At 60.0% G+C, this 17,291-nt stretch carries 19 protein-coding genes; 5 read left to right on the forward strand and 14 right to left on the reverse strand.

Going from position 1 to position 17,291, the window contains the following annotated elements:
- Nucleotides 1-38: 38 nt before the first annotated feature.
- The 9 genes from AB5Y99_RS06990 to AB5Y99_RS07030 form a co-directional block, all read right to left on the reverse strand.
- The gene (locus AB5Y99_RS06990) at nucleotides 39-1,034 is read right to left on the reverse strand and encodes a fumarylacetoacetate hydrolase family protein (RefSeq protein ID WP_368209198.1); all 996 of its coding nucleotides are present in this window, start codon (nucleotides 1,032-1,034) and stop codon (nucleotides 39-41) included.
- 10 nt (nucleotides 1,035-1,044) lie between these two features.
- Nucleotides 1,045-2,196, reverse strand: coding sequence for a homogentisate 1,2-dioxygenase (locus tag AB5Y99_RS06995; RefSeq protein WP_368209199.1), 1,152 nt, complete (start codon nucleotides 2,194-2,196; stop codon nucleotides 1,045-1,047).
- Complete coding sequence (gene hppD / locus AB5Y99_RS07000) at nucleotides 2,189-3,325, reverse strand: 4-hydroxyphenylpyruvate dioxygenase (RefSeq protein ID WP_182963661.1); 1,137 nt, start codon at nucleotides 3,323-3,325, stop codon at nucleotides 2,189-2,191. The genes AB5Y99_RS06995 and hppD overlap by 8 nt, the downstream gene beginning before the upstream one ends.
- Before the next feature lie 224 nt (nucleotides 3,326-3,549).
- Nucleotides 3,550-4,218 carry an HAD family hydrolase gene (locus AB5Y99_RS07005; protein ID WP_368209201.1) on the reverse strand — a complete coding sequence of 223 codons (669 nt, stop codon included), beginning with the start codon at nucleotides 4,216-4,218 and terminating at the stop codon, nucleotides 3,550-3,552.
- 26 nt (nucleotides 4,219-4,244) lie between these two features.
- Complete coding sequence (locus tag AB5Y99_RS07010) at nucleotides 4,245-4,904, reverse strand: TIGR01621 family pseudouridine synthase (RefSeq protein ID WP_368209204.1); 660 nt, start codon at nucleotides 4,902-4,904, stop codon at nucleotides 4,245-4,247.
- A gap of 176 nt (nucleotides 4,905-5,080) precedes the next feature.
- Nucleotides 5,081-5,773 (reverse strand): ABC transporter permease, encoded by a 693-nt coding sequence (locus AB5Y99_RS07015; protein ID WP_368209205.1) that lies wholly within the window; start codon nucleotides 5,771-5,773, stop codon nucleotides 5,081-5,083.
- 93 nt (nucleotides 5,774-5,866) lie between these two features.
- On the reverse strand, nucleotides 5,867-6,607 hold the full coding sequence (locus tag AB5Y99_RS07020) for an ABC transporter permease (protein WP_005352911.1): 741 nt from the start codon (nucleotides 6,605-6,607) through the stop codon (nucleotides 5,867-5,869).
- Nucleotides 6,608-6,822: 215 nt separating this feature from the next.
- Nucleotides 6,823-7,596: an ABC transporter substrate-binding protein gene (locus AB5Y99_RS07025; RefSeq protein ID WP_005337307.1), complete on the reverse strand. Its 774-nt coding sequence runs from the start codon at nucleotides 7,594-7,596 to the stop codon at nucleotides 6,823-6,825.
- Nucleotides 7,597-7,645: 49 nt separating this feature from the next.
- Nucleotides 7,646-8,416: an ABC transporter ATP-binding protein gene (locus AB5Y99_RS07030; RefSeq protein WP_005337310.1), complete on the reverse strand. Its 771-nt coding sequence runs from the start codon at nucleotides 8,414-8,416 to the stop codon at nucleotides 7,646-7,648.
- A 533-nt stretch (nucleotides 8,417-8,949) separates the two neighbouring features.
- Between AB5Y99_RS07030 and AB5Y99_RS07035 the strand changes: the two genes are divergently transcribed.
- Entirely contained in the window at nucleotides 8,950-9,852 is a 903-nt protein-coding gene (locus AB5Y99_RS07035) for a lysine exporter LysO family protein (RefSeq protein ID WP_236319608.1), read from the forward strand.
- Nucleotides 9,853-9,955: 103 nt separating this feature from the next.
- Here AB5Y99_RS07035 and iadA read toward each other — a convergent pair whose 3' ends face one another.
- A complete protein-coding gene (gene iadA, locus AB5Y99_RS07040; protein WP_368209207.1) occupies nucleotides 9,956-11,086 on the reverse strand; it encodes a beta-aspartyl-peptidase in 1,131 nt (376 codons plus the stop codon).
- A gap of 66 nt (nucleotides 11,087-11,152) precedes the next feature.
- Nucleotides 11,153-11,932: an ABC transporter substrate-binding protein gene (locus AB5Y99_RS07045; RefSeq protein WP_026034932.1), complete on the reverse strand. Its 780-nt coding sequence runs from the start codon at nucleotides 11,930-11,932 to the stop codon at nucleotides 11,153-11,155.
- A gap of 389 nt (nucleotides 11,933-12,321) precedes the next feature.
- On the opposite strand from AB5Y99_RS07045, the gene AB5Y99_RS07050 reads away from it, so the two are divergent.
- Nucleotides 12,322-12,930, forward strand: a complete 609-nt coding sequence (locus tag AB5Y99_RS07050) for an ACP phosphodiesterase (RefSeq protein ID WP_279466745.1) — start codon at nucleotides 12,322-12,324, stop codon at nucleotides 12,928-12,930.
- Between the two features lie 56 nt (nucleotides 12,931-12,986).
- On the opposite strand, the gene AB5Y99_RS07055 is transcribed toward AB5Y99_RS07050, so the two are convergent.
- Nucleotides 12,987-13,370, reverse strand: a complete 384-nt coding sequence (locus AB5Y99_RS07055) for a DUF2069 domain-containing protein (RefSeq protein ID WP_181222257.1) — start codon at nucleotides 13,368-13,370, stop codon at nucleotides 12,987-12,989.
- Nucleotides 13,367-13,717 (reverse strand): arsenate reductase (glutaredoxin), encoded by a 351-nt coding sequence (arsC, locus tag AB5Y99_RS07060; RefSeq protein ID WP_368209210.1) that lies wholly within the window; start codon nucleotides 13,715-13,717, stop codon nucleotides 13,367-13,369. The genes AB5Y99_RS07055 and arsC overlap by 4 nt, the downstream gene beginning before the upstream one ends.
- A gap of 60 nt (nucleotides 13,718-13,777) precedes the next feature.
- Between arsC and AB5Y99_RS07065 the strand changes: the two genes are divergently transcribed.
- The gene (locus AB5Y99_RS07065; protein ID WP_368209212.1) at nucleotides 13,778-14,260 is read left to right on the forward strand and encodes a TlpA family protein disulfide reductase; all 483 of its coding nucleotides are present in this window, start codon (nucleotides 13,778-13,780) and stop codon (nucleotides 14,258-14,260) included.
- Between the two features lie 90 nt (nucleotides 14,261-14,350).
- Here the strand turns inward: AB5Y99_RS07065 and AB5Y99_RS07070 are convergent, their stop codons facing one another.
- Nucleotides 14,351-15,805, reverse strand: coding sequence for a M48 family metalloprotease (locus AB5Y99_RS07070; protein WP_005333848.1), 1,455 nt, complete (start codon nucleotides 15,803-15,805; stop codon nucleotides 14,351-14,353).
- Nucleotides 15,806-15,926: 121 nt separating this feature from the next.
- Between AB5Y99_RS07070 and AB5Y99_RS07075 the strand changes: the two genes are divergently transcribed.
- Nucleotides 15,927-16,160, forward strand: coding sequence for a sulfurtransferase TusA family protein (locus AB5Y99_RS07075; protein ID WP_368209213.1), 234 nt, complete (start codon nucleotides 15,927-15,929; stop codon nucleotides 16,158-16,160).
- A gap of 25 nt (nucleotides 16,161-16,185) precedes the next feature.
- Nucleotides 16,186-17,256 (forward strand): AI-2E family transporter, encoded by a 1,071-nt coding sequence (locus AB5Y99_RS07080; RefSeq protein WP_202005456.1) that lies wholly within the window; start codon nucleotides 16,186-16,188, stop codon nucleotides 17,254-17,256.
- The last annotated feature ends 35 nt before the right edge of the window (nucleotides 17,257-17,291 follow it).

Here is a 17,291-nt window from a genome sequence, read left to right on the forward strand (position 1 = left end):
ATATCCCGAATATCCTTGCCGCCAACCGGCGCTGGTCATCAACCTCCCTGACCGCTCGCTGGCACCACCTGTTGAGAGATGGTACCAAACAGGTTTTGGCCAGAGCGATCCTCCATCGCGATCGACACTCTATCACCAAACTGCAAATAGGGGGTTATAGCTTGATCACAATCAAGAATTTCCAGCATGCGGCGCTCGGCGATGCAGGATGAACCGGCGCTGCGATCGTAGTTGGAGACGGTACCGGAGCCGATGATGCAGCCCGCACCAAGGGGGCGGGTCTTGGCGGCATGGGCAATCAGCTCGAAGAAGCTGAAGGTCATGTCCACCCCGGCTTCGGGCGCACCAAACAGGGCACCGTTGAGGTGGGTCAGAAGCGGCAGATGCACTTTGCCATCACGCCAGTCATCGCCCAGCTCGTTCGGGGTGATGGCCACCGGCGAGAAGGCGCTGGACGGTTTGGACTGGAAGAAACCAAAGCCCTTGGCGAGCTCCCCCGGAATGAGGTTACGCAGGCTCACATCGTTAACCAGCATCAGCAGCTTGACGTGACTGACAGCCCCCTGCGGGCTTACTCCCATCGGCACGTCGTCGGTGATGATGGCTACCTCCGACTCGAAATCGATCCCCCACTCCTCGGAGCCCATGACAATCGGCCCACGGGGAGCCAAAAAGCTGTCGGAGCCCCCCTGATACATCAACGGATCGTGCCAGAAGCTTTCCGGCATCTCGGCGCCGCGAGCCTTGCGCACCAGCTCCACGTGGTTGACGTAGGCGCTGCCATCGGCCCACTGATAGGCACGCGGCAAGGGAGAGAGGCAAGACGCTTCGTCAAAGGGGAACGCCTCAGCCACACGGCCCTCGTTAAGCTGCTGATAGACAACCTCCAGCCTAGGGGCAACCTCGGCCCACTCATCGAGGGCGGCCTGCAAAGTTGGGGCAATCTCGCTCACCCGTACCGCCCGGGTCAGATCCCGGCTCACCACCACCAAAGCGCCATCGCGCTTGCCATTGTTAAATGTTGCCAATTTCATAAGCGATTCCTTATTTGCCGGCAGCCACGCTCGGGCGCTGCCAGCTGGAGACATACCGGGTGTTCTCGATCCCTTCGCACAGACTGCTGACGTTCAGCGCATCGCGGGTATCGAGCATGACCGCCACCTCGTCGGTGAACTTCTTGGCATAGGCCTGCCCCGCCGCAAACGCCTTGGGATGGGGGCCGTGGGTGAAACCGGCGGGATGGAAGGTGACCATGCCCCGCTCGATATTGTCCCGACTGAAGAAATCCCCCGCGTGATAAAAGAGCACCTCGTCGTAGTCGTCATTGCTGTGGTAGAAGGGCACCTTGAGGGCGCCGGGATCGCTCTCGATGGGGCGCGGCACGAAGGTACAGATCACGAAGCGGCTCGCCACAAAGGTTGAGTGGGCTGACGGCGGCAGATGGTAGCGGTGGCTCATCAGCGGGCGGATATCCCGCCAGTTGAGGCGCACCACGCACAAATCCCCGTGCCACCCTTGCGCATCCAGCGGGTTGAACGGCCAGGTGATGACCGACACCTGATCGTGGCGCTTCACCTGCAGCGACCAGGGATTCTCATCCTGCTGGGCCAAAAAGCGCTCGTTGATGGCGGGCACATCGAGCGCCGCCGGGTCGAAGATGGCGTGATTGCCCACCAGCCCCTTATCCGGCAGCTGGTAGCTGTCGTTGGTCGCCTCGATCATCAGTATGAACAGGGGCGCTGTCGGCTCGATGCGCCACATGGTGCCACGGGGGATCACCACATAGTCGCCGTCCCGCAGGCTCAGGTGGCCGTAGTCGCAGAAGAACTCGCCGCCCCCTTCGTGGATAAAGAGCAGCTCGTCGCCATCGGCATTGCGCACCAGAAACGGCATCGCCTCGGATAGCCGCCAGACTCGATAGCGGCAGTGGGGGTTGCTGAGAATGTCGGGAGCCACCCAGGGAGAGAGCGAGCTTACTTCCTCCTGCAGGGCATTGAGGTCAAACAGCCGTGGCCGCAGCGGCCCTTCCCAACTGATCCAGTCGGTGGGGGCATGCTTGTGGTGCATGTGGGTGGCGGGGCCAAAAAAGCCGCTGCGCCCCAGCTCGCGCTCATAGATGGCCTGTTCCGGCAGGTCGGCATGGGCTTGCCGGGAGTGGGTCCCCTCCCGATGGGGGAAGTTAATCCAGTTACGCATCGCTCGCTCCCTCTTTGCGGGCACCCTTCTCATCCTCGCCGCCATCCAGCACGCCACGGCGGATCTGGTCCAGCTCGATCGATTCAAACAGCGCCTTGAAATTGCCCTCGCCAAACCCTTCGTTACCCTTGCGCTGGATGATCTCGAAGAAGACCGGGCCTATCACGGTATCGGTGAAGATCTGCAACAGGATGCCATCCTTGGTAGGGGAGCCGTCGATGAGGATGCGCAGCTCTTTCAGAGCAGCCAGATCCTCCTGATGCCCCTCGACCCGGCTATTCACCTTCTCGTAGTAGGTATCCGGCGTCGGCATAAAGCCGGTACCGCGGCTGCGCAGGGTGCGGATGGTGTGGTAGATATCGCTGGAGGCCATGGCGATGTGCTGGATCCCCTCCCCCTTGTACTGGCGCAGGTACTCCTCAATCTGGGACTTGTCATCCGCCGACTCGTTGATGGGGATGCGGATCTTGCCGCAGGGGGCGGTCATGGCGCGTGAATGCAGCCCGGTCAGCTTGCCCTCGATATCGAAGTAGCGAATTTCACGGAAGTTGCCGATCCGCTCGTAGAAGTTGGACCAGACATCCATATTGCCGCGATGGACGTTATGGGTCAGGTGATCGATCTCCATAAGACCGGCATCCACCTCTGCCATTCGGGACTGCCAGTCGGGGTAGAAGACAAAATCCACGTCATAGATGGAGCCCTTGTCGCCATAGCGGTCGACAAAGGAGAGCGTGCTCTCGCCGATACCGTAGATAGCGGGAATATTGAGCTCCATCGGCCCAATCTTGCCGACAAAAGGCTTGGCCCCCTTGGCGATGGCGTACTGCTGAGCTTTGCCCGCATCGCTCACCCGAAATGCCATGCCGCAAACGCTCGGCCCGTGCAAGCTGGCAAACTGCTCCGCCTGGGAGTGAGGCTCGGCATTGACCACAAAGTTGATATCCCCCTGCCGGTAGAGCCAGCACTGCTTGTGTTTGTGCTTGGCGACCTCGGCAAACCCGAGCGAAACGAACAGGCTCTTGAGGGCAGCAATCCCTTTGGCATCGGGGGCCGTGTACTCGACAAACTCGAAACCGTCAGTGCCTAACGGATTGATGGTATGGGTGGCGGAAGAGGTGGCATTCATCGGGCGCTCCTTGCTCTTGATTCGGTTAAAACGGATTGCGGCACCCAGCGGCGCGGCAAGTGTTAACAACTTGTTTCATTAGAAGCAGGGCGTAGCAGGAAGAGAAGAGGCGGGTTGCAGATAGTTTTTCGCAGCTGGCAGCAAAAGATGTAAATGGATTGTGACATTCAAGCCGCAGCCTTGCGGATCAAACGGTAACGACCCGCAGGACTGTCAGCTTTGCCTTACAGTTGCCAGTTTTTGACCATCAGATGGGGCAAGCAGGCCCGGGCCTTTTGCAGTCGCGTGGGCGTCGGATTGATCAACCACGCCTCTTTCCCCAACCCCAGCAGCGGCAGATCGTGCAGGCTGTCACTCAAGGCCAATTCGGCATCGAGGGCGCAGATCTCCAGCAGCAGCTTGTGCTGGCCGTGGCAATAGAAGCGCGGCATCAGGCCGCCAAAACGGTAGTGCATCTGCGAGCCAATGATCCGGTGGGGCAACTGGCCGGGCAGTTGCTGATAGAGCTGGGCTCGCACCAGCGCGCAGGGACTGGCGGAGATCACCCAGCAGCGCGCGCCCTCGCTTTGCAGCAATTCGCGAGCCTGACGATACAGCCCCGGCCTGGTGCGGCAATAGGCACGCACCAGCTTGCGCCAGCCCAAAGAGGAAAGCCCCAAGGTGATGGCCCACCAGATAAGGGAGATACCGCGCCGCCGCTGGCTGGGAGCAAGATAGACCAAGCCACCGAGCGCGATTACTGGCAACAGCAACAACGGCCAGATCCGGCGGCGCAAGATATAGCGCAGCAGACCGGCGTGGCTGTCGCCGGGGGCCAGGGTGTCGTCAAAGTCGGCCAGGATCCAGCGCGGTGCACGTCCGTCAGGATCACGCTCTTTCGCTGAATGGATCATTGTGTCAGACGCTGGGCGCATAAGCATCAGGGCGCAAGGGCTGCGATGGCGGCCGTGAGCTCGGGAGTGACAAATTCACTCCCCACATCGGGCGGGCAGACAAAGTCGAACGGCTCGCCCGCCAGCGTAAAACTCAGTCGCCAGGCGTGCAGATAGCCGCGATTGGCTGGCGTACCGCCATAGCGCTCATCCCCGAGAATGGGGGCGCCGATACTTTTGAGGGCAACCCGGATCTGGTGGGTTTTGCCGGTCTGGGGCTTGATGCGATAGAGCCGCAGCCCCTCGCGCACCGACACCGAATCAAACCAGCTGATGGCAGGATTATCCAGAGTACGCACCAGCATCCAGCTGCCGCCGCGCCCCTTTTGCATATCCCCCTTCACCCAACCCTGCTTCTTCTTGGGTTTGCGATCGGAGAGCGCCAGATACTGCTTGCTCACCTCACGGGCCGCAAAGGCCATGCTCAGCGCGCGGTTCGCCTCCGTGGTGCGAGCCAGCAGCACCAGCCCGGAGGTCATCTTGTCGAGCCGGTGCACCGGATAGAGAGTGAGCCCGGTATCGGCCTTCACGCGATTGACCAGCCCCGGATTGACCGACTCACCGTCGCCCTTCTCGTCGTGCATGCCGATGCCGGGCTGCTTGTCGATAACCAGGAAAGCGGGATGCTCAAACAATATCCGGTACATAAAACCTCGGGAACTGGGGAATAAGGCATGCAGCCAACGACTGGCGGCGCTCGGGAGTGCTGCATTCTCCCTGCTCGTCCGCCATTTGGCAAACCGGACGGGCGGAGGATAAAGATAAAAAATGGCCCCGCCTGCAACAGGCGGGGCCATTTTCGCTCATCTTGGCAGATCACACCTTACACATTGCGCGGGCGCAGGTGGGCGTGCCAGCGCGCTTCCCACTTCTTGAACAGCCAGACGATGACAAAGGTGAGCAGCATATAGAGCAGCCCTGCGGTCAAAAACGCCTCGAACGGACTGTAGTAGCGGGAGTTGATGATCCGCGCCGCGCCGGTCAGATCGACGATGGTGATGATGCCCGCCACCGCCGAGCCCTGCAGCATGAAGATCACCTCGTTGCTGTAAGCCGGCAGCGCCCGACGAAACGAGTTGGGCAAAATGATCCGGGTCAGGGTCTGCCAGCGGGTCATGCCAAAGGCGTTGGCTGCCTCAATCTGGCCACGCGGCATATTGTGTACCGCCCCGCGCACAATCTCGGCGGTATAGGCGGCGGTATTGAGGGTAAAGGCCAGCAGAGCGCAGAACCAGGCTTCGGAGAAGAGCGACCAGGCGGCACTGTTCTTCAGCCACTCCCACTGGGCGGCGCCGTAGTAGATGATAAAGAGCTGCACCAGCAGCGGGGTGCCGCGAAAGAAGTAGATATAGGCCCAGATTGGCCCCTTGATCAGCCAGTTGCGGCTATTGCGCAGGATGCCCATGGGCACCGCCAGCATCAACCCAAGGATCAGAGAGAGAGCCACCAGCCAGAGGGTGGTATAGAGCCCCTCCCAATAGGTGGGCCACTCTTTGAGAATGATTGAGAAATCCATGGCTTACCTCGTCTTCATCGTGATGTAGTGACGCTCGGCACTGGCACCGCAACGCTCACAGTAAACGGATGACTGCATTGAGTACGACATGGCTTACCTCGTCTTGATGGCATAGTGACGCTCGGCCCACTTGAGCGCCGAGGTGGAGACTGCGGTGAAGATCAGGAAGATCAGCGCCACCGCCATGTAGAAGGTGAAGGGTTGCTGGGTCGAGCCCGCCGCCAACGAGGCTTTGCGCACCATATCATCGAGGCCGATGATGGAGACCAGCGCGGTGGTTTTCAGCAGCACCAGCCAGTTGTTGCCAAACCCGGGCAGAGCGTGGCGCATCATCTGGGGGAAGAGGATCCGCACAAACACCTGGGTAGCCCGCATGCCAAAAGCCCGTGCGGCCTCCAGCTCACCTTTGTCCACCGCCAGAATGGCGCCGCGAAAGGTCTCGGTCATGTAGGCGCCGAAGATAAAACCGATGGTCGCGACACCGGCCACAAAGGGGCTGATGTCGATATAGTCCGGAAGCAGGGAGACCCACTCCTGATTGGGATTGCTCTCCAGTAACCAGCTGTTGTAAGTCTCATTGACCCAGGTGCAAATGCCGTTGATCAGCACCTGGCCGCCAAAGAAAAGCAGCATCATCAGCACCAGATCGGGGATGCCGCGAATAATGGTGGTGTAGCCGGTGGCGATGGCCCGGGCCCACTTGTAGGGAGAGAGTTTGGCCAGCGCCCCCAGCATCCCCAGCAGCAACGCCAGCAGCAGGGAGGCCAGCGCCACTTCCAGGGTGACCCAGGCGCCCTCCAGCAGCGAGGCTTCGTATCCTTTCAAATCAAACATATGCAGCTCCATTGCAACTTATCGAGTGGGCTGATGCCTCTGAACAACAAGAGAACCCACATCCTTAACACGGTCAGATGCAGCTCCATTGCAATTAATAGGGCCCATCACTCCACACGGAGAGAACGGGCCCGATGACGACTGACGAGGTGAGCCGGTCGGCCTGTTATTCGCTATCTATGTGGCGAATGACTCACCGAACACGGCTCCGGTTTTTACTCGCCGTATACGTCGAACTCGAAGTACTTGTCGTTGATTTCCTTGTACTTGCCGTTGGCACGCAGCGCCAGAATGGCGGCGTTGAATTTCTCTTTCAGATCCTTGTCAGCCTTGCGCACCGCAATACCGGCACCCTCGCCAAACCACTTGGGATCGGTCAGTTTCGGGCCGACGAATTCAAAGGCATCACCGCCCTCTTTCTTCAACAGACCGTCGGTGATGGCGGCAGAGTCGGCCAGCACATAGTCCACACGACCGGATTTCAGATCGAGATAGGCTTCATCGGCGGTGCCGTAACGCTTGATGGTGGCATTGGGGAAGTTGTCGGTAATAAAGGTATCCATGGAGGTCGCACGCTGCACCGCGACGGACTTGCCTTCCATAAAGGCTTTGTCGAGCTGCACATCAGTGCCCTTCTTGGCGGCAAAGCGGGCCGGAATGTGCTGGTACTTCTGGGTGAAGTCCACCTTCTTCTTGCGCTCTTCTGTGATGTCCATGGTGGCGATGATGGCGTCAAACTTGCGTGACAGCAGCGCCGGAATGATGCCGTCCCAGTCCTGCTTGACCAGGGTGCACTTCACTTTCATCTCTTCGCACAGGGCGTTGGCGATGTCGATATCAAAGCCTTTCACCTCGCCACTGGGCTCGGTCCAGGAGAAGGGGGGATAGGCACCCTCAACACCGATCCGGACCTCTTTCCACTCCTTGGCCATCAGGCTACCGGACGCGAGGGCAGTAACTACGGCTGTCGCCAGCATCAGCTTGTTCATGTATCTCTCCTTGATAAAACAGTTGATTGGGTAACCAGGCATCCCGCCATCAGTAGATGGAGGAGATGAATTGCTTGAACCGCTCGGATTTGGGATGGGCGAAAATCTCCTTGGGGTTGCCCTCCTCTTCCACCCGCCCCTGATGCAGAAACATCACCTTGTTCGATACATCCCGGGCAAACGACATCTCGTGGGTCACCACCAGCATGGTGCGCCCCTCTTCAGCCAGCTCGCGCATCAGGCCGAGCACCTCTCCCACCAGCTCGGGATCCAGCGCCGAGGTGGGTTCATCGAACAGCATCACCTCGGGCTCTACCGCCAGCGCACGGGCAATGGCGGCCCGCTGCTGCTGACCACCGGAGAGGTGGCCGGGATAGTAGTCACGCCGCTCCCAGAGTCCAACCCGGTTGAGCAGTTGCTCCGCCTTGGCCAGTGCTTCGGCGCGAGGCACCTTGAGCACCTGGATCGGCACTTCGATAATGTTCTGCATGATGGTCATGTGTGACCAGAGATTGAAACTTTGAAACACCATGGCCAGCCGGCTGCGGATCCGCTCCACCTGACGCATATCCTCGGGCAACCGCTCGCCGGCGCGGCTGGTTTTCATCCGGATCAGTTCGCCATGGAGCGAGACGGTGCCGGATGAGGGGGTTTCGAGCAGATTGATACAGCGAAGAAAGGTCGACTTCCCCGAGCCGGAGGAGCCGATAAGGGAGATCACATCCCCCTTGTGGGCGGTCATGTCGATGCCCTTGAGCACTTCGTGGGTGCCAAAATATTTGTGCAGATCACGTACTTCCAGTGCGGCAACGTCGCTCATCCATTACAACCTTGTCTGTCCCTAGACGCCGCAGGGGGCGTGACTCAACCATCGTCCATTTAACAAAAAGTTAACCGATGGCAACCTTCAGCGAAAATATCACCCGGATAGTGAAAAAACAATACAGAACGAGGGTCTTCAGGGGATTCGCTCTATTTTTATTCGCTCTTTGCGTATTTTTCAGCACTTTGTTTGCATAAACAGCCGTTTCAATGGCTATTCCGATACCGCCTTTTTATACCCCAATCATATCAGTGGCAAGAGAAAAGCGTGATGTGTGCCAAACCGGCACCAAAATGGCTTTATGCACCCCCTTGCCGAGCGAAATATCGGCTCCCCGATCGGATCAACTTGATTTCATTGGTGCACTCGGGCTCGCACAGAACCTTATCAAACAGAGAGGTTGTGGCAAAAAAGTAACAATCCGCCCCCAAAAGGGCTGTTTTTGGCCATGAAAGCGAGAGATATGTGACACAGAGCCAATAAGTAATGATAAGGTGGTGTTTTTATCAGTTTTTGTGATCGAGGCCTCGATGCTGCTCAATGTGTTGCTGATCCTGTTGCCACTGGCAATCGGCTATCTGGTTCCCCTCTCCTCTGCCCGACTGATCAAGCTGGTCAACCAGAGTCTGGGCAAGATGGTCTACCTCATTCTGTTTCTGATGGGGCTCGGGCTTGCCTATGTGGAGAACCTGGGCAGCAATCTGGCGGTGATCTTCAAGGTCGCCGGGGTGATGCTGACCGCGATCACGGTCTGCAACCTGCTGGCCCTCTGGTGGCTCGACAAACGCACGCCGCCGACCCACGAGGCGAGCGATGCCAAGATGCCTGGCAAGTTACACCTGTTGTGGGAATCCCTGCAGCTCTGCTTTGTGGTGCTCGGCGGTGTGCTGCTGGGCCTACTGGTGGATCTGCGCGCCCTGCCCATCGACAAGTGGAGCGAGTGGGCCCTGATGCTGCTGCTGTTTCTCATCGGGGTGCAGATGCGCAACTCCGGCATGCGGCTGCGCCAGATCCTGCTCAACCCCTGGGGGATGAAGATAGCCGCCACCGTCATCCTCAGCAGCTGGCTGGGCAGCCTGCTGGCGGCCCAGTTGCTGGGTATGCCCTTTACCCATGGTCTGGCGATGAGCTCGAGCTTCGGCTGGTATTCGCTCTCCGGCATTCTGGTGGCCGACAAACTGGGGCCGGTGCTCGGTTCTGCTGCCTTTATCAACGATCTTGGGCGTGAGCTTATCGCCATTCTGATCATCCCGGTCCTGATGCGACGCCACCCCTCGGCGGCCATCGGTTACGGCGGCGCCACGGCGCTGGACTTCACCCTGCCGGTTATCCAGAAGTCAGGGGGCATTCAGGTGGTGCCGGTGGCCATTGTCTCCGGCTTTATCCTGAGCCTGCTCGGCCCCATCCTGATCCTCGGGTTTCTGGCGCTCTAAGCCTGATTCCCACATTGCAGATAAAAAAGCCCGACCTTGTTGTCGGGCTTTTGCTGCTTGGAGCAACCACGCACTCGCACTGGCTGCGATATTGCCCGCAGCCTTATTCGCGCCACTGGCCGCCACTCATCACTCGCTCGATAGCAAACGTCCGGTCGTGCACCAGCAGCAGATCCGCATCCTGCCCGACCCCGATACGCCCCTTGCTGCCAAGCCCCAGCGCCTGCGCCGGATTGCTTGTCACCACGGCCAACGCCCTCTCCAGCGAGACACCGAGACGGATCGCGCGCACGCACTGCAGCCACAGGCTGGCAATCTGACCGCAGCGCATCTCGATTAGCCGCCCTTCGCCATCAAAGCGCGGCAGGCTGGCGTTGGCATCCGAGCTGAAGGTGATGCGCTCGGCTGGCACATTGGCGGCCAGCAGCTCGACGAGTGCATCGGCAGCAAGCCGCTCGCCATCCTCCAGCAGATCGGGAAAGCTCGAGGTGGTGAGATCTACCCAACCTCCCGCCTTGCCCCACTCTATGGCCTCGGCAAAGAGCCAGGGGTTGCGGTTGCAGTGAGTGGGATAGAGCTGGCGCAGCGGAATGTCGGTCTTATCGCGCAGGGCCCGCAGGGGCGCCAATGCCCCCTTGCCATCCCCGACATGGAAGAAGCTGACCCCGCTCTTGCCCGCAAGCAGCCCGGCTACTCGCGCCTCGCTGGCAAGCCTGGCCAGCTCATCGTGGGTCGGCGCACTGGATCTGTGGTCGCTGATGGCCACCTCCCCCCCCCCCAATACCTCGGGGATCAGGATGATGTCCGACTCCACCGTGCCGGTCAGGGTCTTGACCGGCAAATGGTAAGAGCCGGTATACATAAAGGCGCTCACCCCGGCGGCGCGAAACTCGCGCACCTTGCCGAGCACCTGCGCGGGAGTGCGGGTCAGGCTGTCGGTGCCAAGCGCCGCCACCAGGGTAGTGACACCTGCCTTGAGCGCCTCGCCCGCCGCCAGTTCCGGGGTGCGAAAGGCAAAGCCCCCCTCACCGCCGCCGCCGGTGATATGGGCCAGCGGATCCACCAACCCGGGTACCAGATAGCGGCCACGACCATCGACCCGATGCAGCGGCCAGTTTGTGGGCACCGTCAACCCCTTGCCCATCCAGGCGATACGGCCATCAGCCACCAGCAGATCCTGCTGGCCAAGGTGGGTGGGGCTGAAGATCTCGGCTCCCTCGATCAGGGTCAACATGGCGATCCTCCTTGCACGATTGTCGCTTGCCCAATGAAAAGAGAGGGAGCAAGCTCCCTCCCCCCGTCAACCACCATATATATCGTACTTGAAGTACTTCTGGTTGATCTGCTGATAGGTACCATTGGCACGCAAGGCCTTGATCGCCTCGTCCAGCTTGCCCTTGAGCTCCTTATCGCTCTTGCGCACGGCGATCCCCATACCATCACCAAACCACTGGCGATCGGTCAGGGCAGGCCCCACATAGTCGAACTTGTCGCCCCCCTCTTTGCCAAGCAGCCCCTGCTCGATGGCAGAGGCATCGGCCAGCAGGGCCAGCACCCGACCCGCTTTCAGATCGAGATAGGCCTCATCGGCATTGCCGTAGCGGACGATGGTGACATTCGAGCCAAAATTGTCGGTCAGGTACTTGTCGTGGGTGGTGGCCCGCTGCACCCCGATGCGCTTGCCCGCCATGCCTTCCGGGGTCAGCGTCAGCTCGGTCCCCTTGGCCGCCACAAAGCGATTGGGAATATGGGCATATTTCTCGGTGAAATCGACCTTCTGGCGCCGCTCGTCGGTGATCGACATGGCGGCAATGATGGCGTCGTATTTGCGCGACAGCAGGGCCGGGATCATGCCGTCCCAATCCTGCGCCACCAGCTCGCACTTGACCGCCATCTGCTGACACAGGGCGTTGGCGAGATCGATATCAAACCCCTTGATCTCGCCCGACGCATCAGTCCAGGAGAAGGGCGGGTAGGCCCCCTCCACCCCGAAGCGCACGGTTTTCCACTCCTTGGCCATGGCGGGGGTGGCCAGCAGGCTGGCAACAAACAGGGCTGAGAGGGTCAGTCTGATCTTCATCATGAGTACTCCATTACATAAAAAGCGCACAGGCGCGGACAAGGCACCGCAGGCGAATGCATGCGATGACCAAAAGCGGCAAAATCTGGATGAGCGAGATCACGCCCGAGCGGGCGTCAGTGAACTGCTCCAGAGGTTCGATCTATTCGTCGAACCACTCGGAGAGATAGAAAGGCTTGAAGTAGAAGGCCAGAAAAAAGCCTCTGGCTTTGCGCATCATGGTGGTTTGTCGCGTCCTGTGACAAAGATGGCATCACCTTAGCACGCCCGAATTTTGCCCGGCAAGAGGCAGCCGCAGGGCAGTAGCAAAATCCCGATCATGGTCAAGGCGGGCGGGATCCGTTAGGCTCGAAGCACCTTGCCATTCCATAACAGACCCACAGCGACCGATGAATTTTCTGGCCCATCTCCATCTGGCTGCCCACACCCGAAGCTCCCCCACCGGCAATCTGCTCGGCGATTTCGTCAAAGGCACGCTGCCCACGGGGCTTGCCGCCCACTTCGATGAGGGGATCTGGTTGCACCGCAAAATTGATGCCTTCACCGACGGCCACCCCGAGCACAAGGCGGCCGTCGCCTGTTTCGAGGCCCCCTGGCGCCGCTTTGGCGGCATAGTGGTGGATATGATCTACGACCACTGGCTGAGCAAACATTGGGGGCTGTTCAGTACCGAGCCCCTGCCCCGCTTCCTGCAACGCAGTTATGACCAGCTATTGGCGGATCACCCACACCTGCCGGATGGACTTCCGCTTCCGCTCAAACGGATGGCCGAGCAGAACTGGATCGCCTCCTACCGCCACAAGGAGGGGCTGGGGCAAGCGCTGAACGGCATCGGTCGCCGACTGCGCCGCCCGGTACAACTGGGAGAGGCGCTGCTGACCCTCGATGAGTCGCAGTGGCAAACATGCGAGGCGGGATTTCTGCGCTTCTATCCCGCGCTGATGGACTTTAGCCAGCAGCAGCTGGCCCAATATCGGGCAGCCCAAGGGGCACAGTGATCCCTCTGGATAGAGCAGCTTCCCCATAAAAAACACCCCTTGCGGGGCGTTTGTCATCAGTTGGCTTCGTTTTTCTTCTTGCGAATGCTTAAGCCAAGTTCCCGACCACGCAGTCGGGCGTAATAGATGGTGCCGACAAAGGCGAGAGTGGTGAAGACCAGCTCCACCACCGCCAGCCACCGCTCCCCCTCATCCGTGGTGATCAGGGTGAGGGCGTGGAGGAAATAGGGCATCAACACGAAGTTGCCCCAGGCGTGGGTGTAGGGGTTGCCCTGCACTATCCCCTTGAGGGGGAAGAGCAGCGGCACCGTCCAGATCACCGGCAGCAGCCAGGGGTTGAGGTCCGGATGGGGTGATAGCCACAGATGCCAGAGGATGACCCAGCCCAGCAGACCAAAGAAACCGACCAGAGTCAGCAGACGGGCAAAGCGGGTGCTCACTTGATGATCTCCAGCACCTGCTCCGGCGGGCGACCAATGCGGGCCTGACCATTTTTGATGACGATAGGGCGCTCGATCAGCTTGGGATGCTGGTGCATGGCGCGAATAAGGGCATCACCGCTGACATCGGCCAATCCCAGCTCCTTGTAGAGCTCTTCCTTGGTGCGCATCAGCTGGCGGGGACCGTTAAAGCCGAGCAGAGAGAGCAGGTTGCGGATCTCATCTTCGCTCGGGGCCTGCTCCAGATAGAGCACCACATCAGGGGCGATCCCGTGCTGTTCCAGCAGGGCCAGGGTTTCGCGACTCTTGGAGCAGCGCGGATTGTGGTAGATTTGGGTCTTGCTCATGGTAACTCCCTGATTAATCGCAAGATGGGACTAGAAACGGCGCTATTGTAGGGGAAAGTGATGGTCAGGGTAAGCGGCAGTGGAAAGGAATTGAAACGTATTTGTTGGCTGATTGTGGCGAGCCTGCTGGGCGCCTGCACGCCCGCCCCTGAATTTACCGATGCAACAGGGCAGTCGGTCAGCCTGCGCCACTTTGCCGGCAAGCCGCTGCTGGTCAACTACTTCGCCCCCTGGTGCGCCCCCTGCCTGCGGGAGATGCCGCGCCTCAACGGGCTGGCAGCGGAGGGCCAGATCACAGTGGTGACCATCAACTACGACCCGACCACGCCAGCAGAGCTGGACAAGCTGGCTGCGCAGTACCACATCAAGGTGCCGCTCCTTATTGCCAATGAAGATGCCAGGCTCCCCTTCCCTCGCCCAAGCGGCCTGCCCACCAGCTATCTGCTCGATAGCGAGGGCAAGCTCAAGCAGACGCTGGTCGGCGAGCTCGACCAGCAGCAGATCGAGATGCTCAAGGCGACCGCCAGCAGCATGAGTCACTAGCCCATCGCTGCTAACACCGTCCCCCACATCAACGCCACCGCCATAAACAACAAGGGCGCACCATAGTGCGCCCTTGTTTGATAGGTTTCGTTAGCCCTTGAGGCTGTCGAGATCCTTCTTGGCCCGCTCCAGCTCGGTGATGCGCGCCTCCAGACGAGCCAGGGTCATCCGATCGCTGGTGGTACCGCGCGCCACGATCAGCTCGTCGATGGCCGCCTGATAATCCCCGCGCAGTGCGAGCATCTCGGCCCGCGCCATATGCAGCTCGGTCATTCTGCCTGCCTTGCGATAGGCATCGGCCAGCAGGTTCCAGGCCAGATTGTTCTCCTCATGGGCACGGGCATAGGGGTCGAGGATGGCGATGGACTTCTTGTAGTTGCCGCTCTCGAGGTAGGCGTTGCCGAGGTTGACCACCACCACTTCGTTATCCGGCATCCGGCTGCGGAACTTCTCGAGGCGCGCGATGGCCTGGGCGCTGCGCCCCTTGGCCAGATCGATGTCGGTCTGGGCATCGACGATAAAGAGATCTTCCGGATGACGGGCCGCCAGCTCCTGCATCAGGGTATCCGCCTCGTCGGTGCGCTTGAGCTGGATCAGCGCCAGCGCCTTGCCATAGATGGCGGCATCCTTGAGCGGATAATCCCCCTTCTGGATCCGGCTATCGAAGTAGCTCAGCAGCCCCTGCGGGGTATCGGTACCAAAACGCACCTGAATCCGCACCTTGGCCAGCCAGAAGTCGAGACTGGGCGGCAAGTCGCGGCGACCATAGCTGCCCGCCCGAGCGCGGGCCTCGCTGATCCGGGTCTCCGGCAGCGGGTGAGTGAGCAGCATCTCCGGCGGCTTGCTGGCGTAACGGTATTCGGCAGCCAGTTTCTGGAAGAAGTTGGCCATCCCCATGGGGTCGAAACCGGCATCATAAAGCGTCTTCATGCCGATGCGATCCGCTTCATATTCGTTGTCGCGGGTGTAGTTGATGGCCGACTGCATGGAGAGGCCCAGCGTGGTCTGCAACGCCGCAATACCGGCGGTCGGGTTGATCACCGCCAGCGCGATGGAGCCCACCAGACCGGCCAGGGTCACCGCCGAGCTGCTCGCCTGCGCCTCCATATAACGGGCGATGTGGCGCTGGGTCACGTGGGTGATTTCGTGGGCCAGTACCGAGGCCAGCTCGCTCTCGCTGTCGGCGTAGAGGAAGAGGCCTGTGTGTACCTTGACTCGCCCGCCGAGGAAGGCGGCCGCGTTGATGCTGGGATCATTGATGAGGAAGAAGGTAAACGGGAAACGTACCCCATCGGCGTTGGTCAGCAGTCGCTGACCCAGATCGTCAATGTACTGGCTCAGCACCGGATCATCGATGATCGGCAAACCCGCACGGGCAAAGCGCATAAAGGCGTTGCCGTAACGCACTTCCTGCTCGATGGGCAGGGCAGCAACCCCGGCCGTGCCGATGTCGGGAAGCTGATTGTTGGCCTCGGCATGAAACGTGGCGCCCATCAGGGAAGCCAGCAGGGGAAGCGATGCCATCAGGGGGGAAAAACGTGCCACGTTATCTCTATCTCCATCAGAAAGGGCCTCGGCAGAATACCCTTGCCCATCAAGGGCTACAAGCGTTGTTTCATGCTCTTATCACGGCCATAATAGCGGCCACCTGCCTGATGGAGCCCCCATGGAAATTCTCGACCTGACCCCCTGGCGTTGCCCCGAGCCGCTGATCCGGCTCAAGCTCTGGTTAAGGGGGGCCAAAAGCGGTCAAACCGTCACCATACGGCTGGCCGATGTGGGCTCCCGGCAGGATATTCCGGCCTATCTGCACCGTCAGGGCCACCATGTCGAGATTCAGCAACAACCGGACAATACCCTCTCTTTGCAGTTGGTTGTCGGGGCGAAACAACCATCTTGAGCCCCAGTGATGTAAGGATGCCGTCATGTTAGAAGTATTGAAGCACTGGTATCAGACCCGTTTTTCCGATCCCGATGCCGTTACCCTTTTCCTGTTGCTGGTGTTCTGCTTCACCATCATCTGGCTGTTTGGCGATTTGCTGGCCCCCCTGCTGGTGGCACTGGTAATGGCCTATCTGCTGGAGTGGCCGGTCGCCCGGCTGCAAAAAGCGGGGCTGTCGCGCACCCTGGCCACCAGCGTCATTCTGATCCTCTTTATTGCGGTAGCAGTCGCCTCCTTGCTGGGTCTTATCCCGACGCTGGTGAGTCAGGGGATCAATCTGGCCAAAGAGGCGCCGGCCATGCTGACCCACGCTCAGGATTATGTGCGCACCCTGCCGGACAAATACCCCGAGCTCATCGATGTCAGTCTGGTGGAGACCGTCATCGACAATATTCGCCAGCGCATCCTCAGCGGCGGCGAGCATCTGGTAAGCGCCTCCCTCAGTTCGCTGGTCAACGTGGTCGCCATCATGATCTACCTCATTCTGGTGCCGCTGATGGTCTTCTTTATGCTCAAAGACAAGCGGGTACTGATGGGCAGCCTGCGCCGCTTCCTGCCGCGCAACCGCACCCTGGTCAACCGGGTGTGGGTCGAGATGAACAACCAGATCATCAACTACATCCGCGGCAAGGTGATCGAGATCCTTATCGTCGGCATCGCCACCTATGTCCCCTTCGCCCTGATGGGATTGCGCTACTCGGTGCTGCTGGCGGTCGCGGTCGGCTTCTCGGTGCTGATCCCTTATATCGGCGCCGCCGTGGTGACCGTACCGGTCGCCATGGTCGCCCTGTTCCAGTGGGGGCTCACCCCCGAGTTCGCCTGGCTGATGGTGGCCTATCTGGTCATTCAGGCTCTCGATGGCAACCTGCTGGTACCTGTGCTTTTCTCGGAAGCGGTCAACCTCCATCCGGTGGCCATCATCATCGCCGTGCTGGTCTTCGGCGGCTTGTGGGGATTCTGGGGAGTCTTCTTCGCCATTCCCCTCGCCACCCTGGTCAAGGCGGTGATCAATGCCTGGCCAAAACGTGAAGAGATGCCCAGTGCCGCAAAATAACCTGCTTCCCCTGCAATCGTGACAACGGAGTGTCC

Source organism: Aeromonas sp. R4-2 (assembly GCF_040908295.1).
Taxonomy (GTDB): domain Bacteria; phylum Pseudomonadota; class Gammaproteobacteria; order Enterobacterales; family Aeromonadaceae; genus Aeromonas; species Aeromonas veronii.

Bases quoted from the DNA above. Each gene is read 5' to 3' on its own strand.
- hppD (WP_182963661.1), bottom strand. From the start codon at position 3,325: ATGAATGCCACCTCTTCCGCCACCCATACCATCAATCCGTTAGGCACT.
- AB5Y99_RS07065 (WP_368209212.1), top strand. From the start codon at position 13,778: ATGGTCAGGGTAAGCGGCAGTGGAAAGGAATTGAAACGTATTTGTTGG.
- AB5Y99_RS07045 (WP_026034932.1), bottom strand. From the start codon at position 11,932: ATGAAGATCAGACTGACCCTCTCAGCCCTGTTTGTTGCCAGCCTGCTG.
- arsC (WP_368209210.1), bottom strand. From the start codon at position 13,717: ATGAGCAAGACCCAAATCTACCACAATCCGCGCTGCTCCAAGAGTCGC.
- AB5Y99_RS06990 (WP_368209198.1), bottom strand. From the start codon at position 1,034: ATGAAATTGGCAACATTTAACAATGGCAAGCGCGATGGCGCTTTGGTG.
- AB5Y99_RS07005 (WP_368209201.1), bottom strand. From the start codon at position 4,218: ATGATCCATTCAGCGAAAGAGCGTGATCCTGACGGACGTGCACCGCGC.
- AB5Y99_RS07050 (WP_279466745.1), top strand. From the start codon at position 12,322: ATGAATTTTCTGGCCCATCTCCATCTGGCTGCCCACACCCGAAGCTCC.
- AB5Y99_RS07025 (WP_005337307.1), bottom strand. From the start codon at position 7,596: ATGAACAAGCTGATGCTGGCGACAGCCGTAGTTACTGCCCTCGCGTCC.
- AB5Y99_RS07015 (WP_368209205.1), bottom strand. From the start codon at position 5,773: ATGGATTTCTCAATCATTCTCAAAGAGTGGCCCACCTATTGGGAGGGG.
- AB5Y99_RS06995 (WP_368209199.1), bottom strand. From the start codon at position 2,196: ATGCGTAACTGGATTAACTTCCCCCATCGGGAGGGGACCCACTCCCGG.
- AB5Y99_RS07080 (WP_202005456.1), top strand. From the start codon at position 16,186: ATGTTAGAAGTATTGAAGCACTGGTATCAGACCCGTTTTTCCGATCCC.
- AB5Y99_RS07030 (WP_005337310.1), bottom strand. From the start codon at position 8,416: ATGAGCGACGTTGCCGCACTGGAAGTACGTGATCTGCACAAATATTTT.
- AB5Y99_RS07010 (WP_368209204.1), bottom strand. From the start codon at position 4,904: ATGTACCGGATATTGTTTGAGCATCCCGCTTTCCTGGTTATCGACAAG.
- iadA (WP_368209207.1), bottom strand. From the start codon at position 11,086: ATGTTGACCCTGATCGAGGGAGCCGAGATCTTCAGCCCCACCCACCTT.
- AB5Y99_RS07020 (WP_005352911.1), bottom strand. From the start codon at position 6,607: ATGTTTGATTTGAAAGGATACGAAGCCTCGCTGCTGGAGGGCGCCTGG.
- AB5Y99_RS07075 (WP_368209213.1), top strand. From the start codon at position 15,927: ATGGAAATTCTCGACCTGACCCCCTGGCGTTGCCCCGAGCCGCTGATC.
- AB5Y99_RS07035 (WP_236319608.1), top strand. From the start codon at position 8,950: ATGCTGCTCAATGTGTTGCTGATCCTGTTGCCACTGGCAATCGGCTAT.